13 protein-coding genes are annotated in these 16,389 nt (G+C 59.9%); 7 read left to right on the top strand and 6 right to left on the bottom strand.

Annotated elements, in window-relative coordinates; translation table 11 throughout:
• The first annotated feature begins 281 nt into the window (after positions 1–281).
• Positions 282–4,319: a sulfatase-like hydrolase/transferase gene (locus tag PVA48_RS04690; protein ID WP_180975214.1), complete on the top strand. Its 4,038-nt coding sequence runs from the start codon at positions 282–284 to the stop codon at positions 4,317–4,319.
• Between the two features lie 233 nt (positions 4,320–4,552).
• Here PVA48_RS04690 and rbfA read toward each other — a convergent pair whose 3' ends face one another.
• From rbfA to nusA, 3 genes are all read right to left on the bottom strand, one after another.
• On the bottom strand, positions 4,553–4,930 hold the full coding sequence (gene rbfA / locus PVA48_RS04685) for a 30S ribosome-binding factor RbfA (RefSeq protein WP_102721122.1): 378 nt from the start codon (positions 4,928–4,930) through the stop codon (positions 4,553–4,555).
• Positions 4,931–5,073: 143 nt separating this feature from the next.
• Entirely contained in the window at positions 5,074–6,810 is a 1,737-nt protein-coding gene (infB, locus tag PVA48_RS04680) for a translation initiation factor IF-2 (protein ID WP_423232314.1), read from the bottom strand.
• 361 nt (positions 6,811–7,171) lie between these two features.
• A complete protein-coding gene (gene nusA, locus PVA48_RS04675; RefSeq protein WP_022396916.1) occupies positions 7,172–8,467 on the bottom strand; it encodes a transcription termination factor NusA in 1,296 nt (431 codons plus the stop codon).
• A gap of 254 nt (positions 8,468–8,721) precedes the next feature.
• Here nusA and PVA48_RS04670 point away from each other — a divergent pair, with 254 nt between their 5' ends.
• A complete protein-coding gene (locus PVA48_RS04670) occupies positions 8,722–9,483 on the top strand; it encodes an exodeoxyribonuclease III (protein WP_022396915.1) in 762 nt (253 codons plus the stop codon).
• Positions 9,484–9,520: 37 nt separating this feature from the next.
• Complete coding sequence (locus tag PVA48_RS04665; RefSeq protein WP_102728598.1) at positions 9,521–10,141, top strand: non-canonical purine NTP pyrophosphatase; 621 nt, start codon at positions 9,521–9,523, stop codon at positions 10,139–10,141.
• Positions 10,142–10,200: 59 nt separating this feature from the next.
• Here PVA48_RS04665 and PVA48_RS04660 read toward each other — a convergent pair whose 3' ends face one another.
• A complete protein-coding gene (locus tag PVA48_RS04660) occupies positions 10,201–10,776 on the bottom strand; it encodes a class I SAM-dependent methyltransferase (RefSeq protein ID WP_102728599.1) in 576 nt (191 codons plus the stop codon).
• Between the two features lie 164 nt (positions 10,777–10,940).
• Between PVA48_RS04660 and PVA48_RS04655 the strand changes: the two genes are divergently transcribed.
• From PVA48_RS04655 to PVA48_RS04640, 4 genes are all read left to right on the top strand, one after another.
• Complete coding sequence (locus tag PVA48_RS04655; RefSeq protein ID WP_022396912.1) at positions 10,941–11,855, top strand: DUF362 domain-containing protein; 915 nt, start codon at positions 10,941–10,943, stop codon at positions 11,853–11,855.
• Positions 11,856–11,924: 69 nt separating this feature from the next.
• Entirely contained in the window at positions 11,925–12,833 is a 909-nt protein-coding gene (locus PVA48_RS04650; RefSeq protein ID WP_423232313.1) for a 4Fe-4S binding protein, read from the top strand.
• Positions 12,766–13,680 (top strand): 4Fe-4S dicluster domain-containing protein, encoded by a 915-nt coding sequence (locus PVA48_RS04645; protein ID WP_423232312.1) that lies wholly within the window; start codon positions 12,766–12,768, stop codon positions 13,678–13,680. The genes PVA48_RS04650 and PVA48_RS04645 overlap by 68 nt, the downstream gene beginning before the upstream one ends.
• Before the next feature lie 217 nt (positions 13,681–13,897).
• Positions 13,898–14,134: a hypothetical protein gene (locus PVA48_RS04640; RefSeq protein WP_146021142.1), complete on the top strand. Its 237-nt coding sequence runs from the start codon at positions 13,898–13,900 to the stop codon at positions 14,132–14,134.
• A gap of 15 nt (positions 14,135–14,149) precedes the next feature.
• Here PVA48_RS04640 and PVA48_RS04635 read toward each other — a convergent pair whose 3' ends face one another.
• Complete coding sequence (locus tag PVA48_RS04635; RefSeq protein WP_180971116.1) at positions 14,150–14,602, bottom strand: GNAT family N-acetyltransferase; 453 nt, start codon at positions 14,600–14,602, stop codon at positions 14,150–14,152.
• 52 nt (positions 14,603–14,654) lie between these two features.
• Entirely contained in the window at positions 14,655–16,283 is a 1,629-nt protein-coding gene (locus tag PVA48_RS04630) for a hypothetical protein (RefSeq protein WP_215451295.1), read from the bottom strand.
• Positions 16,284–16,389 lie beyond the last annotated feature (106 nt).

The raw sequence follows: 16,389 nt of genomic DNA, 5'->3' as shown, positions 1-16,389 counted from the left end.
TAATCAACATGATTCCTCAGGCAGTTTGTTCTTTAGCCTGATGCCTCTTGAATCACTTTTCCGCCAGCTTGCCATGTTCCTGTACCGTTTCTTATCTGTTCTTGTTCCTTCTTTATTATTTCTCGCGCCAGCCAGGTGAATATGTCTGGAAAGGGGCGGCGTCTCCCTGGTCGAACTTGTCAAACTGGGCTCTGAACGGAAGCGCGCCGGCGGCTGCTCCCGGCGCGTCGGCCTCCGCCTACACGCATTGGATGGTCACGAACGGGACAGACTCGGCTGGCATGACCAATATAGGCGGGTTGGGGTCCGGAGGACGGTATTTGAAAGGAATCCGGGTGGCGGGAGTTAACAATCAGCCGGGAGGAAAGGTCCAGCTCTTCGTGTTGAATACTTCTTCCGGCGTATATCTGCGCGTGGAGACGGGCGGCATTACCGTGGAAAACACGAGCACGGGCGGTTATAATGCGGATTTCGGGATTGCGCAGCTGCGCGTAGCCGCCGACCAGGAGTGGAATGTGGCAGAAGGCCGCTGTTTTTATGTGGGGCAGGACGATGGAGCTCCCTCCGGAGGATTGTATTCCCTGACTTCTGAAAATGATGCTCCGCGGCGCGTGACGGTGACGGGAGGGGGAGCCGTGCGCATTGGAGAAGGAATGCTGCTGAATAATATTTCCGGCCTCATCGGTTTTGTAATGAATGCCGGGAAGGGAATGCCCACGCTGGACCTGGCGGACCGGGGCATGAGCAATACGATTACGGTGGAAGACGCCGGGCGGCTGGAGGGCATGTCCCTGTACCAGGGCTCCCTGGTGACGCAGGAGAAGGCCTCCGTGACTTTTTCCGGAACCTCTGCCAAGGCGTCCGGCCAATGGAACATCGGCGCGAACACGGAATTTGCGCTGGAAAATTCCACGCTGGACCTGGCGGAAACTGGAGTGGACGGGAATGTGACGCTTTCCGGCTCATCCGGCATTACCGGTGACAAGGGGACGCTGAAACAGACGATTCTGGATGACGCCCGGGTGACTTATACGGACCGGCACGTCAAGGCGGGGGAAATCCGGAACGTGGGCAGGAATGTAACGATTACGCTGAACAACTCCTCCATCCATTTTGACGGGGAGATTCCGGCGGTGGACCTGGTGGTGCAGGGGAGCTGCACGCTGGGCGGCAGCGGCACGTTTCCGGGGACGATCACTTATGCGCCCGGAGGCGCTCTTTCCGTGGAGGGGGACATTTCCCTGCCCAGCTCTTCCCTGACGCTGGGGCGCGTCCATGTATCCGTGCTGGACGGCGTGCCGCAAAAGTCAGCCGTACAGCCGGAGAGCCCCTCCCTGCAGGCGCGGGAATACGTTGTCCTGTTTGATTCCTCTTTTGAAGATCTCATTGCCGCGTGGCCGGGCAGGCATACGCTGGGCGTGCAGTTCAAGCCGGAAACGACCGCCTCCATCACCGTGAAGGAACTGCCGAAAGGGGCGGTTTCATGGAATTATGATGAGGCGGCCAAATTGCTGACGCTTCAGACGGATGTGGCGGAAAAGCCGGCCATGCCGGGGCATGTTTCCGGGGCCAGGCCCAATATCATCTTCGTGCTGGTGGATGACATGGGCTGGGGCGACCTGGAAGAAAACTGGAACCATCAGGACAAGAACGGAAGAACGGTGACGCGGCGCAACAGCTTCAAGACGCCGCAGCTGAATTCCATGGCGACGGAAGGGATGCAATTGCGGCGCCATTACAGCGCCGCGCCCGTTTGCGCTCCGGCCCGCGCCTCCCTGCTGCTGGGGGTGCACCAGGGCCATTCCCGCGTTATCCGCAACAACAGCTTTGATTATCCCATAGAAAACTCCCACACGCTGGCCACGGTGCTGAAAGGCGCCGGGTACCATACGGCGGCTGTCGGCAAATGGGGCATCGGCGGCTACGGGCAGGGGCCGTCCGGCTTGTATGCCCGCCCCAACGAACGCGGATTCGATTACTTTTACGGGATTATGGAGCACCTGACGGGGCACTACCACTACATCACGGAATCCAAGAACATTTACGAATACAATGACGGCGCCTCTTCCCCCGCCTTCGCCAATGTGACGAACAAGGTTCCGGATACGGCTTATGACACGGACCTGTTCGGCGCGCGCGCCAAGCAGTGGATCGTGGACCACCATGCCAAATCGGCCACCCAGCCCTTCTTCCTGTACCTGGCCTTCCCCGCTCCGCACGGTTCCCTGGCGGTGCCCGCGTGCGCCTATCCCCCCAAACCGGGCCTCAAGGGAGGCTTGCAGTGGGTGGCCGGGAATGAGGACGGGTATGAAGCCTCCAACACGGCTACGGCGCAGCGGGCGGCAGCGGCCGGGGTGGAAGGAACCTTCTCCAAGGATACCTACATCCATCCGGACAATGAGGGAATCAATGACGCCTCCCCCAACCAGACGGAGAAACGCCACGCCACCATGATCAGGCGCGTGGATGATGTGATGGGGGATTTGATTCAAACGCTCAAGGATTTGGGAATTGATGACAACACGATGATCGTCTTTACCTCCGACAACGGACCTCATAATGAAAGCGGTTCGGACGGGCAGCACCAGCGGGGGGCGCAGAATCCCGCCTTCTTCCAAAGCTACGGCATGATGGACGGCATCAAGCGCGACTGCTGGGAGGGCGGCATGCGCGTGCCCACCCTGGTGCGCTGGCCCGGCGTGATTCCTGCCAACGGCATCAGCCTGAATGCCTGCCAGTTCCATGACTGGATGGCTACCTTTGCGGATGCGGCGGGCGTGGCGGTTCCTGCGCGTTGCGACGGCGTTTCCCTGCTGCCGACGCTGGCCGGCGTTCCGGAACGCCAGAAGGAGAGCCTGATTTATTCCGAATATAACTATGGCGGCAATGGCGCCTCCTATCAGGACTTCCTGTCGCACCACAAAAGCTCTCCCCGCGGTTTGCAGCAGGTCGTGTTTGTGGATGGCCTTAAAGGCGTGCGTTTCAACATTTCCGGGACGGATCAGGACTTCCAGATTTATGATACTGAAAAAGACCCGCAGGAAGCTTCCAATCTCGCCTCCTCCCGTCCGGACTTGCAGGCGAAGATGAAGGCCCGGGCCTTGTCTGTGCGGCGCTCCCTGCCTTCCACGAATGGAACTCTGAATGCCGGTGACGTGCCCGCTGCAACGGCTCCGGCCAATCTCCGGCAAGGTCTGAAGATGCGCTACTGGAACCGTGGTTTTGACTGGGTGCCCGACTTCCGCCAGATGGAAGAGGCTCCCTCTGTCACAGGCGCTGTGTCTTCTCTCAGCGTGAATGCCGGTTCCGCCGCTCAAAAGGGGGTGGAACTCACGGGCTACCTTACCGTTCCCGTTACAGGGGAGTACAAATTCTACCTTCAGACGGATTCCAACGCGGGATCCAAAGCCTTCGTACACCTGCACGGCATGCAGCTCATTGATGCCGACTACGCCTATACGCCGGGCACGGAAGCCAACTCCAATGCCCGGCAGGGTTCGGAAGTCACGCCCAATGCGGTACAGGCCGTCCGGCTTGCGGCGGGGGTGCATCCCATCCGCATCGGTTATGTGGGCCACGCCTCCGGCTCTGCCCTCACCATGCAATGGGAGGGGCCGGGAATAAGCAAGCAGGAGATTCCCGCCAGCGCCTTCAGCTATGAATACGTAAACCCCGTCAATATTGACAAAACGGAGGAAACCGTAGGGTTTGCCGCTGCCTCCACCACGCTGACCGTGCAGACGCAGCTTCCATGGACGGCCTCCTGTGACCAGGCCTGCGTCACGATCCGGCCGGCTTCAGGCTCCGGAACTGCCACGCTGGACATTCAAATGGAAGCCAACGCCCAGCAAACGGAACGGGTGGCCGTGGTTACCGTCCAGTGCGGCGGCGAGGAAAGAACGTTCACGCTGACCCAGTCCGCGGCTCCGGCCCCGGCAGGGTACGATAAGTGGAAAAAGGACAACTTCGGGGACGGAACGCCGGAGGACCAGATGGCTCCGGATGCCTGTCCCGCCGGAGACGGGGTCACCAACCTGATGAAGTATGCAACGGGCCTGGACCCCAACAAACCGTGCGGAAGCGTGACGGGGCTGGCGATCCGGGAGGAAGGGGGCAAAAAATACCTCGTGCTTTCCTGGCCGGTAAATCCGGAAGCGGCGGATGTGGCGTTCAGTGTGGAAAGTTCGTCCGACTTGAAGGAATGGTCCGATGAAGGAATAGTCACTCCGGCCGGTGTCCGCGGGGAATTCCGTGATACGGCGGCTCTGGAGGAAAGCGCCCCGGCACGCCGGTTCCTGAGGTTGAAGGTGACGAGGTAAGGAAGAAATAAATTCCACCCCGTTTCCCGGTAACGGTTCCTCTGGGAACAAGGGCCTCCCGGCCCTTGTATCTGTTACAGAATTTCCCCTGAAGAAATCATCCTGCCAATTCCACTTCGCCGTTTTGCCTGTCCGTAAACACGGCACGGCGATTGCCTCCGTGCTTTTAGCCGGAAAAAGAAATCCTTGTCTTGCAAAAAGACAAGGAGGATTTTTTACTGTTCAGCAGGGTTTTATTCCTCGCCGTTTTCCGGATCGGCCGGAGGGGCTTTGGGAAGGTTTTTATCAATGTCTTCCAGGAGGTTGACCAGGTCAACGCCGCGCTGGGCGGAGTCGTCCAGCCGGAACGACAGGCGCGGCGTGTTGCGCAGCACCACGCGCTTGGCTACGGCGGACTGGATGAGGCCATGCCTGGAGTTCAGTTTTTCCAGCACCTGGGCGGGGGACATTTTTCCTACGACGCCTACCCATACTTTTCCTTCTTTCAAGTCGTCCGTCACTTCCACTTCAATAACGGTGACAATCGTTCCGGGGAATTCAAAGTCCCGCTGGATGGTGGTGCCTATTTCACGGCGGAGGAGTTCATTTACCTTGTCAGTGCGTCTGCTCATATGAAGGGATAGAGTGATGGATGGACCGATTGGTTCAATCGGAGAAGGAAGAATGGGGAGAAAGGACAGGGATGGAGCTTCTTTGAACGCCCGGAGAGGCGTGAAAGGGGCGTCCATCCCTGTTATATGGTTCCTGCTTGGGGTTACAGCGTTTGCTGGATTTTTTCCAGCGTGTAGCATTCGATGATGTCGCCTGCCTCGTATTCGTTGAAGTCGCCCAGGCGGATGCCGCATTCCAGGCCGGCCTTGACTTCTTCCACTTCATCCTGGAAGCGGCGCAGGGTGGACATTTTACCGTCAAAGACGGGAGTCTTGTCGCGGATAACGCGCGCTTCACAGCTGCGGAGGATTTTTCCGTCCTCCACCATGCAGCCCGCCGCGCGGCCCTTGTTGAGTTTGAAGACCTGGAGCACTTTGGCGTGGCCGATGATGGTTTCACGCGTTTCCGGTTCCAGAAGACCCAGCATGGCATCCCTCACCTGGTCGATGAGTTCGTAAACGATGGAGTAAAGCTTCACCTGCACGCCTTCCCGCTTGAGCAGTTTCACGGCGTTGGCTTCCACCTTGACGTTGAAGCCCAGGATGACGGCGTCCGAGGAGGAGGCCAGCAGCACGTCCGATTCCGAGATGGGGCCGGCGGAGGCGTTCAGGAAGACGCATTCCACCTTGTCCGACTGGATGTCCATAATGGCCTTCTTGATGGCTTCCACGGAGCCCTGCACGTCCCCCTTGAGAAGGATCTTGAGCTGGGCTTTCTGGGTGCCGTCGCCCATCATGGCGAGCAGTTCTTCCATGCGGGCCTTGCGGGGCTGGGCCAGGCGCTGCTTGCGCAGTTCCTCCTGGCGTTCTTCGCCCAGCTTCTTGGCGGCGCGTTCGTTTTCCATTTCCACCAGTTCGTCGCCCACGTTCGGGGTTTCGGAAAAGCCGGTAATTTCCACGGGCATGCCGGGCCCCACCTTTTTGACGCGTTCGCCGTGGTCGTTGACCAGGGCGCGCACCTTGCCGGCGTACGGGCCGCAGATGAAGGGCATGCCTACGCGGATGGTGCCGCTTTCCACGATGGCCGTGGCGGAGCTGCCCGTGCCGGGTTCCACGCGGGCCTCAATGATGGAGGCGCGGCAGTTGGCCTTGGGGTTGGCCTGGAGTTCGAGCACTTCCGATTGGAGGACGAGAAGGCCGAGAAGGTCGTCGATGCCGTCGCCGGTCAGGGCGGAGACTTCCACGCATTCCACGTCGCCGCCGAAGTCCGTGGGAACCAGTCCTTCCTCCATCAGGCCGCTCTTGGTCTTGACGGGGTCTGCGGCCGGAAGGTCGCATTTGTTGATGGCCACGATGATGGTTTTGCCGGCCGCCTTGGAGTGGGCGATGGCTTCCCTCGTCTGGGGCATGATGCCGTCATTGGCGGCCACTACCAGTACCACGATGTCCGTCACGTCCGCGCCGCGGGCGCGCATTTCCGTGAAGATGGCGTGTCCCGGGGTATCCAGGAAGGTGAGGGTGCTGCCGTTGTATTCCACCGTATAGGCGCCGATGTGCTGGGTGATGCCCCCGGCTTCCCCCTTGGCTACGCGCGCCTTGCGGATGTAGTCCAGCAGGGAGGTTTTGCCGTGGTCCACATGGCCCATGACGGTGATGATGGGCGTGCGCAGGATGAGGGTGGCCTTGGGTTCTTCCACCACCGGCACGGGTTCCGGTTCCTTGACCGGTTCCTGCTGGGCCTTGACGCCGCCGCCCTTTTCCCGTTTTTCACGGGCGAAGGTGTAGCCGTGCAGGTCGCAGATGGCGCTGACGGCGTCCGCGTCCAGCGGCGTATTCGGGTTGGCGAAGATGCCCATGCCCATCAGGTCCTTGATGATCTGGAAGGGCTTGGCTTGCAGCATGCCTGCCAGCTCGGAGACGGAGACGGGCGGCTTGAGGTTGATGATTTTATCGTCTGCGGAGTCCGTTTCCTGGGGGGCAGGCGCGGCAGATTCTGCGGCGGGTGCGGCCTGGGCAGGGGCGGTAGCCGGCTCGGAGGGAGCGGAGGCGGGCGCTTTTTCTTGGGGCCGGAAAGCAAGTCGAGAGCTTCTTCTTGACCGGGGCAGGACGGGATGGCGCCGGTGCGGGTTCCGGCTGGGGTGCGCGTTTCTTTTTGGGAGATCCGCCGATCAGATCCAACACTTCCTTTTTGGGTTCGTTCTCTTCTTGTTTATTAGGCATCTTAATTTAAGTTTGTTAGATATTGAGCGCCGCGCTCAACGGTTATTGGGAGATAAGGTCCCGGGCCTTGTCCAGAATCTGGGCGGCTTCCTCTGCGGGAATGCCCATGCTTTCCGCGATGTCGGAAGCTTCAAATCCGGTGAGGGCCACCAGGTCCGTCCCACCCATGGTCACTAGGCCCATGGCGGTTTCTTCTGGGATTTCCAGTTGTTCGCTGAGGGTCTTTGCGGCGGCCTGGCATTGGCGCATCACTTCCTCGGCCGCGGCCTGGTTCTGGCGTTTTTCCGCTTCCTGGACGTCAAAGACGCGCACCTGGACGTCCCAGCCCATCAGGCGGGAGGTGAGGCGGGCGTTCTGGCCCCTGCGGCCGATGGCCTTGGAGAGGTCCTTGTCGTCCTGGACGATGACGAAGATTTTTTTGGCTTCCTCGTCCACGGTGATTTCCCGCGGTTCCACGGGGCTGAGGGCCTCCCGGACGAAGATGACGGGGTCCTCCGTCCATTCCAGGATGTCCACTTTTTCGTTGTTGAGCTCCCGGACAATGTTTTTGACGCGGGCTCCGCGCATGCCTACGCATGCGCCCACCGGGTCCACCTTGTCGTCATGGCTGATGACGGCCACCTTGGTGCGGTAGCCCGCTTCACGGGCGATGCCGTGGATTTCTACGGTCTGGTCGCCTATTTCCACCACTTCCGATTCAAAGAGGCGGCGCACCAGATTCGGATGGCTGCGGGAGAGGATGACTTCCGGTCCGCGGGCTTCCGTGCGCACTTCCACCACGTAGAAGCGCATGCGGTCGCCGACGCTGTAGTCTTCATTCGGCACGCGTTCGCGGGAGGTCATGACGCCCTCGAATTTGCCGAGGTCCACAAAGATGTCCCCCTTTTCAAAGCGGCGGATGGTGCCCGTCACCAGATCGCCGGCGCGGTCCTTGAACTCGTCGTAAAGCATTTCCTTTTCCGCATCCAGCAGCTTCTGGAGCATGGTCTGGCGGGCAGTCTGTACCGCGATGCGGCCAAAGCCCTTCGGCGTGATGTTGGTGGGCAGCAGGTCGTGCAGGACGGCGTTCCGGTCCAGCTTGACGGCCAGGGAGAGGGGGATTTGGTTGAACTTGTCGGAGTATTCTTCATCCGGCACCACTTCCAGATCCGCAAAGATGCGCACCTTCCCCTTGTCCACGTTGATTTCAGCCCTCAGGTAGTTGATGCTGCCGGAGCCGGGAACCATCTTGCGGTAGGCGGAGAGAAAAGCGGATTCCAGAGCGAGCAGAATTTTTTCACGGGAGAGCCCTTTTTCCCTCTCGTAGTAGTCAATTAAAGCTTTGATATCGTTTGTCATGAGTGTGGAGGAGTGTGATGGATAGACAAAAAAGAGCGGGTCGACAGACCCACTCTCGAGTGTCTCTCGGGGTGTTTGCCTATCTAAGTAAGCATGAGGGGGCGGTCCTGGCAAGAAAAAACGCTTGTTCTATGCGGCATGCAAAAGACTGGGGATGATTCCGGAAGAAGGGTTTTCAGCGGTCCCCTGGAAGGGTGCGGGGCGGGGGTGTTTGAGGGCTTGACGGAGCCGGCAAAAACGGGAAGTATGCGTGCATGAAACTCGTCTCATGGAATGTGAACGGATTGCGGGCGATCCTCGGCAAGGGAATGGGGGACGCCGTGGAGGCGCTGGAGCCGGACGTCCTCTGCCTTCAGGAGATCAAGGCGCGTCCAGAACAGGTGAATGACCTGTGGATTTCCTCCTGGCCGCACCAGCTCTGGAATCCGGCGGAGAAGGCCGGTTATTCCGGCGTGCTGATCCTCAGCCGTGTGCAGCCCCTTTCCACGTCCACCGGAATCGGCTGGCCGGAGCATGACCGGGAGGGGCGCGTGTGCACGATGGAGTTTGAACAGTTTTACCTGGTCAACTGCTATACCCCCAATTCCCAGAACGAGCTGGTGCGCCTCCCGTACCGAGAACAGTGGGATGCTGCGTTCCGCAAGTATGTGGCGGCCTTGGCGGAAACCAAGCCGGTCGTCTTCTGCGGGGATTTGAATGTAGCCCATGAGGAGATCGACATCGCCCGCCCCAGGGAGAACCGTTTTTCCGCCGGGTTCAGCGACCAGGAGCGCGCCGGGTTCACGCTGCTGCTTGAGGCCGGGTTCACGGATACCTTCCGCGCCCTGCATCCGGAGGAACCGGGCTGGTACAGCTGGTGGTCCTACCGCGCAGGCGCCCGCGCCCGGAACGTCGGATGGCGCATTGACTACTTCTGCGTTTCCAATCCGCTGGCTCCCAGGGTGAAGGGCGCCGCCATCCATCCGGACGTGACGGGGTCCGACCATTGCCCCGTCAGCCTGGAAATTGACTGCTGAACGCGGTCTTCCATACGGTTTTCAACTGCAAAAATTCATGATGATGGAACAAGAATTGCCTCTGCTGGTGGTTGCCACGCGCAACGCCCACAAGACCGGGGAAATCCGCGCCATGCTGGCCGGAGAATGGGAAGTGAAGGACCTTTCCGACTACCCCCAGGCTCCGCCCGTGGATGAAACGGGAGTCACGTTTACGGAGAACGCCACGCTCAAGGCGCTTTCCGCCTCCAGGTGCATTCCCGGCGTCCTGCTGGCGGATGATTCCGGGCTGGAGGTGGATGTGCTGGGCGGCCGTCCCGGCGTCTGGTCCTCCTCCTTCGGCGGGGAGGAAGGGAACCACGCGCGGAACAACCTCCGCATGATGGAGGAACTGCGGCGCGCCGGAGTCAAGCCGGGGGACAAGCCCTCCGCACGGTTCCGCTGCGTGATGGTGCTTGCCAGGAATGGCAGCGTGCTGGCGGAGTTTTCCGGTTCCGTGGAAGGCCACATGCTGACGGAACCGGCCGGGGAAGGGGGGTTCGGCTATGATCCGCTGTTTGTCCCGGAAGGCCATGAACTGAGTTTTGCCCAGCTTCCCATGGAGGTGAAGAATTCCATGTCGCACCGCGCCCGGGCTCTGGCGCAGGTGGTGGAATGGATGAAGGAATGCCGGGACTGATGGTTTTTCCGGGCATTTGATGGTGAACTGGCCTTGTTCCCGTATTTTTACGGGGAAGGTCAGTCCAGCCTGAACGCGCAGATCTGGAAGGGGGCCGGAGTTCCGGTATTCAGGAGCTGGTATTTGCCGGTGCGCCAGGAATGGTGCGGCAGGCGGGAAAGGAAATCCTCCACGGCTTCCGCTTCCGCATCCCCGCCTTCGTGGCCGGGATAGCACATGACGCTGAGAAGGCCGTTCGGGGCGATGAGGGCGGCGGCCTGTTCCAGCGCCGCCAGGGTGCAGCCCGTTCTGGTGATCGTTTTTTTATCCCCGCCCGGCAGGTAGCCCAGGTTGAAGACGACGGCCTTCACGGGACCGGTGACCAGTTCCGCCAGGCGGTCATGGCTGGCCAGATGGAGGTGGACGGCGGAGGTGAGCAGCCCTTCTTTCTCCAGACGCTCCCTGGTGGCGCGAATGGCTTCCTCCTGCACGTCAAAGGCGTGCACCTGGCCGGAAGGGCCGGCCAGACGGGCCAGGAAAACCGTGTCGTGTCCGTTGCCTGCCGTAGCGTCCACGACCGTATCCCCGGGCAGGACGACGCGGCTGATCCAGTCATGCGTGCAGGTCATGGGACGGCTGAGCAGGGAACATTTCATGACCGGGTTTTATAGGAGCCGCCCCTGTATGACAATTCGTTTGTAAAAATTCCCGTGCAGGAATGATGACAGGTTGTTTTTCAGCAAGGCGTATGTTAGGAAGAGGCATAAAACCTTGTACATGCCTTTGCATGCGGGGATAAACCACTGACTTTGCAACGAAGATGACTGACAGACGCACTTTTCTAAAAGGGACTGCCGCCGTAGGGGCGCTGGCAGCCATATCGGACATGGATTCCCTGTTCGCCCAGGAGGCCGGAGCTTCGGCAGCTTCCGGCATTCCGGACTTGGTGGCCGTCCGCAACGGAACCCGTGCGGAAATGGTCAGGAAGGCCGTGGATACGCTGGGAGGCATGAAGGCATTCGTCAAGCCGGGCCAGACCGTCGTGATCAAGCCCAACATCGGCTGGAACAAGGCTCCGGAATTCGGCTCCAACACCCATCCTGAAACCGTCGCCACGCTGGTGGAGCTGTGCAAGCAGGCGGGGGCGAAGGAAGTCAGGGTATTCGACCACTGCTGCCACAACGGCGCCTATGAAGGCAGCGGCGTGAAAGAGGCCGTGGAAAAAGCCGGGGGCGTGATGGTGGACGGCGGCAATGAAGGGCAGTACGTGCAGACGGAAAACCCGAAGGCCAAAAAATTCACCTCCGCCAAGGTGCACAAGGCCGTGCTGGAAGCGGACGTTTATATCACCTGCCCCCCGCTCAAGCACCACAGCGGTTCCGAGATGACCGCCTGCATGAAGAACGTGATGGGCACCGTCTGGGACCGTGGAGCCATGCATAAGAACGACCTGCACCAGTGCATCGCGGACGCCGTGTATTTCCGCAAGCCGGACCTGTGCGTGCTGGACGCCTACATGCCCATGGTGCGCAACGGCCCCGTGGGGAAGGACACGAATGACCTGGTGGAGCGCAAAACCCTTCTGGCTTCCCGTGACATCGTAGCCATTGACGCCGCAGGCGCGGCCCTGCTGAACAAGGCCGGAAAAATCCGCCACGTGCAGCTTGGGGAAGAAATGGGGCTGGGCACCGCCGACCTTTCCAAGCTCAATATCCGCCGCATCAGCATGGCCTGACGCGGCGCCCCCTCCTGCGGATGACGCGAAGGGGGCCAACTTTCCGCCTCCGGCGGGTTTAAAATAAATATGTCAGTCATCAAAGCCTTTTTCGTCAGTCCGCTGAAGTGGCTCCGCGTGACGGTGGCCGTCATCTTCTTCCTCGGGATTGCGTACGCTTTCCTGCACCATATCCCCGCGTGGAACGTGCCGAACATGACGGGCGGCGGAGAGGGCATGGAAGACTCCTTTTTCCTGGCTCAGTGGCAATTCATTCCATCCGTGCTCGGGACTCTGGACGGGGTGGCCGTTTCCGCCGTGATTCTGGCGGTTCTGCTGCTGCTTACGCTGCTGTTCGGGAGGGTGTACTGCTCCTTCCTCTGTCCGCTGGGGATTCTCCAGGACATCGTTTTCAGAATCCGCCGCTGGATTGCGCCGAAGCGCTTCTTGAAGTTTGCGCGCCCCGTGCCGTGGGTGCGGTATGTGGTTCTGGTTTTGCTGGCCGCCTGCTGCGTGACGGGACTGGCCGGACTTTCCCTGAACTGGCTGGACCCGTACAGCATTTTCGGGCGCATCATGTATGTGCTGGCGTGGCCTGCCGCCATCTGGAGCAATAACCTGCTGGCGGCTGACAGTTCTTCCGCGGACCTGGTCCGGATGAATTATTTTCCCGTGGCTCTCCCGGCTCTGCTGGCTTCTGCCGGCATGCTCGGCCTGGTGGTCGCCATGAGCGCCTGGAAAGGGCGGTTGTACTGCAATACGGTATGCCCCGTCGGTACTCTGCTGGGGCTGCTTTCCCGCGTTTCCCTCTTCCGGCTGGGCTTTGATCCCGCCTCCTGCAAGAAATGCGGCAAATGCGTCAAATCATGCAAGGCCCAGTGCCTGAACCTCAAGGAATACAAAATAGACGCCTCCCGCTGCGTAGCATGCTATGACTGCGTGCGTTCGTGCAGCGAGGGGGGATACGCTACCGCTGGTTTGCCAAAACCCGCCGCCTGATTCCCGCCAGGAAGAAAAAACCGCTCCGGCGCCCGCTCCCGCTTCTTCTGCCGCGGTTCCCTTCATTGCCGGGAGCTCCCGCCGCCAGTTCCTGGGGGCTACGGCGGCCGGCCTGGCTACGGCGGCTCTTTCCGGATGCCGGGGCGACGCCGCCCAGAGGCTGGACCCCACCCAGTGCGTTCTTCCTCCCGGAGCCGGTTCCCTGGAACGTTTTCTGGATGTTTGCACCGGCTGCCAGATGTGCATTGCCAACTGCCCTACCCATGTGCTCCAGCCCGCCTATTTGCAGCTTGGGCTGAAAGGGTTCATGAAGCCCCGGATGGATTTTTCCACCAAGTATTGTCTGTACGACTGCCACCGCTGCGCGGAAGTCTGCCCCACAGGAGCCATTCGCAGGCTGCCCATTACTGCGGAGAGGGATACCGCGGAAATTACGAAGGATACCACGCGCATCGCCGTAGCCCGGTTTTACGTCTGCCGCTGCCTGGTTGCCCGGGAGGACATGGACTGCGGCGCCTGTACGGAGCATTGCCCCACCAAGGCCCTTTATACGGTGCCCTACATCGGGCGGGACGGCCAGGAACACCGCCTGCCCAGGCTGGACCCCTCCCTGTGCATCGGCTGCGGCGCGTGCGAACATGCCTGCCCCGTCACCACGGAACGGCCTGAGGAACGCGCGCGCCTGAATACCTGCAACCTGTGCGAGGAAAAGTGCGAGTTCAAAAAGCGCCGGGAAATGCCGCCCCGCGCGCTCGTCGTCCGCGCCGTGAATCCCCAGCAGAAAGCCGTGAAGAAGTTTGAGGAAAAGGCCGTGGACCCGGTGGGCGATGCGGACTTCCCGTTCTGAATAGGGTCCGTGAAGGCCGGGATGCCTGTTTTGTCCACGCAATGGGCGGCCCCATTCCCCTGTGTTGCCTGATGCTCGCGCTGCCGGGAACAAGGGCCTCCGGGCCCTTGAAAAACCCTTTCATCATGAAAAACTCCGACCATTCTTTTACTTGCATGTGCAGGTAAATCATTGATGGTCAAATTGCGGTAAAAAAGTTAAGTCTATGTGGGAATGGATGGAAAGTGAAATTCTTGAATTCGTGATGGACAGGCTGGCGGATGCCTTCAGCCTATCGCCCCTCTATCCGGAGGAATGGAGCCTGATGCGGTTCATCAATGCTTTTCTATTGGTGTGCGCCGTGGCGTTTCTGCTGGCTGCGGGGGCGCTGGGATGGTCTCCCTTCCTAATTGCGGCGGCTCTTCTGCTGATAGGCTCCATCACCCGGCTGGCTGTGTGGAAGCTGATGGAATGAGGGCTTCCGGCGCCCTCACGCCTTCTTTTCCAGAAACACCGTGGTCATCCCTCCGGCCTCTTTCCGGTACAGTTCCGTATAGCCCAGTTTGAGGTACAGATACAGGGTTTCAGGAGTATCTGCCGAAGTGAACAGAAGGTAGGCGGCTGCCTGTCCGCGGAAGTGTTCTTCCAGGGCAAGCATGAGTTGCTGGCCGATTCCCCTGTTCCGGCGGGCCGGGTCCACAACCAGCTTGCCGACATGGCAGACGTTTTTGCCGTCCAGACAGCCCCTGACGGAGCCGACGATGCGGCTGTTTTCCGTATACTTGAAGAAGACGCTGTTCCGCGCCTCTTCCCGCAAATGTTCCAGGGTTTGTTCCAGAGGCGGGATGCTGGCGAGTCCAAGCCGCTCCGCCACTTCTCCGAAGGCGAGTAATTGAAGCTTCAGGATTGCCGGAAAATCTTCCCGGGACGCTTGCCGGATCATGCCTCCATCATGGTTCCGTAGCAGGACGGAAGCCATGAAAAAAAGCGGAATGTCATTTTTCCGGAGGGTCCGGGACGATGCCTCCCAGCCCGATGCGCATGTTCAGGGGGTGGCGTATGACGGTTGGGCGGCCGATGTATTTTACACAGCAGCTTAAAGTAGCGGGAGAGTGCGGAAAGGAATAGGTGATGAGCTGCGCGGTTTCATCCTCCGGGTCCTTGTTGGACATGATCTGCATGCCCCCTTCCACATGGAAGCCGCTGAAATGCGGATTTCCATGGTGACCCTTCAACTTGAAGGTGGCCCGGAATTCCTTTGCTGAGGGCTTGATGCTGAGGAGGGTGGCCTGAACCTGGAAGGGAGGATAATCTCCGGATGCCCCCGGAACGTCGATTGCCCATTGTTTGCCCGGTTCTGCGGAAATCGTCCGGGCCGGAGTTGTCCGGACCTCTCCGGCCGGCACGCGGAGCTCCCCGGTCAGCAGCCATCCCTTGTCGCCGGGAGGCAGTGAACGGGGAAGAGGGAAAAAAAGCATATTGTAGGTGGAAGTGCCCCATGTGGGGGGATGAACCCGGCAGTGAACGGCTGTTTTTCCGCCGGGGGTGGAAAGGTTGATGTAACTGGCGCCCTGCTGTTCCATATCATTAAGCAGGGCGTGGTTTTTATCCGTATGAATGTAAATGCCGAGGAAGACGGGTTCATGGCCTTCTTTATGGAAAACCCAATTGTATAATTTTACCTGAAGAGCCGGTGACGGTTGTGCGGAGAGGCCGGATTCATGGTTGTTCACCGCTTCCCGGGGAGTGGAAGGCGGAGAGAGGGAAGGGTTCACGGCCAGGTCAATGGGAACATCCAGTGAATGTTTGCGGGGAAGGTAAACGACGCCGAGATTCAATTCACGGGGAAGGGAAGGGGATGGTTTTCCCGCTCCTTCTTCCATTTCATGCAGGCAGGAAATGCTGGTTTTACCATCTTTATGTTCTGTGATTTCCGGCGTATGGGCGCGCCGCAGGCCCGGTATGGGGAGTCCGGAGGAATCCAGAATGGCAAAGCCTTGAATGGAAGCGGAAGAGGGGAATTCCGCCTCGCAGGAGAGGGTGGTCCGCTCTTCGTTGGTTTTCAGCTGAATGGAAGCAGTGTTGCTGGCGGAATCGGCCCGGGCGATGTCGCTGTCCTCCCGGACGTTCGGTTCCGGAAGGTCCAGATAAAAAGTCTGGGGTTCTTCCGCCGGTTTGACCGTTTGCTTCAGCATCAGCCGCTGCGGTTCCGGGCAGAACTGGACGGTCCAGGTCCCGCGGATGCGCAGCCATTCCGATTGAGGGGCCGGAAGCTCCCTGAATCCGCAGGAGAATTGCAGGGTTTTGTAGGGTGAACCGGGAGAGGATGATGAGTGGGACCCGGTGACATGGGAAGGATTGAGCTTGCCGGGCGTTCCCCATGGCTGATAGGGATTGCAGGGTATTTCTTTTCCGGTGGAATCCTGCATGGCCAGGCGCGTGAGCTGCCCTTCCCTGGAAGAAGGAATGACGAAGGTTCCTTTGCCTTGCAGCATGATGGAGATTCCGAGATGGACATGGCCGGGTTCGTCCATATAGGAAATGCGCCAATCATCCAGGACGGCGGTAAAACGGGGTTGGTCCGCGGATGGAGGCCGGGCGGCGGCCGCCAGGGGGGCCAGCAAGGCGGCTAAAGCAAGAATGCGGGGGAAAACCATTTGATTTTAATTGGGGAAATGCCTTAAAGGGAAAGTTTTTGAATAACATATTCTTCGTTTACGGCAAGATAAA

Origin of the sequence: Akkermansia sp. JRP_AM1 (genome assembly GCF_049262625.1) — a bacterium.
GTDB classification, from domain to species: Bacteria; Verrucomicrobiota; Verrucomicrobiia; order Verrucomicrobiales; family Akkermansiaceae; genus Akkermansia; species Akkermansia massiliensis.
Note: the sequence above shows the minus strand (reverse complement) of the source record. Positions and strands in the feature narration are given on the sequence as shown.

Coding starts and splice junctions, on each gene's coding strand:
- PVA48_RS04690 (WP_180975214.1), top strand. CDS start 282: ATGACCAATATAGGCGGGTTGGGGTCCGGAGGACGGTATTTGAAAGGA.
- rbfA (WP_102721122.1), bottom strand. CDS start 4,930: ATGAGCAGACGCACTGACAAGGTAAATGAACTCCTCCGCCGTGAAATA.
- infB (WP_423232314.1), bottom strand. CDS start 6,810: ATGCTGCAAGCCAAGCCCTTCCAGATCATCAAGGACCTGATGGGCATG.
- nusA (WP_022396916.1), bottom strand. CDS start 8,467: ATGACAAACGATATCAAAGCTTTAATTGACTACTACGAGAGGGAAAAA.
- PVA48_RS04670 (WP_022396915.1), top strand. CDS start 8,722: ATGAAACTCGTCTCATGGAATGTGAACGGATTGCGGGCGATCCTCGGC.
- PVA48_RS04665 (WP_102728598.1), top strand. CDS start 9,521: ATGATGATGGAACAAGAATTGCCTCTGCTGGTGGTTGCCACGCGCAAC.
- PVA48_RS04660 (WP_102728599.1), bottom strand. CDS start 10,776: ATGAAATGTTCCCTGCTCAGCCGTCCCATGACCTGCACGCATGACTGG.
- PVA48_RS04655 (WP_022396912.1), top strand. CDS start 10,941: ATGACTGACAGACGCACTTTTCTAAAAGGGACTGCCGCCGTAGGGGCG.
- PVA48_RS04650 (WP_423232313.1), top strand. CDS start 11,925: ATGTCAGTCATCAAAGCCTTTTTCGTCAGTCCGCTGAAGTGGCTCCGC.
- PVA48_RS04645 (WP_423232312.1), top strand. CDS start 12,766: ATGACTGCGTGCGTTCGTGCAGCGAGGGGGGATACGCTACCGCTGGTT.
- PVA48_RS04640 (WP_146021142.1), top strand. CDS start 13,898: ATGGAAAGTGAAATTCTTGAATTCGTGATGGACAGGCTGGCGGATGCC.
- PVA48_RS04635 (WP_180971116.1), bottom strand. CDS start 14,602: ATGATCCGGCAAGCGTCCCGGGAAGATTTTCCGGCAATCCTGAAGCTT.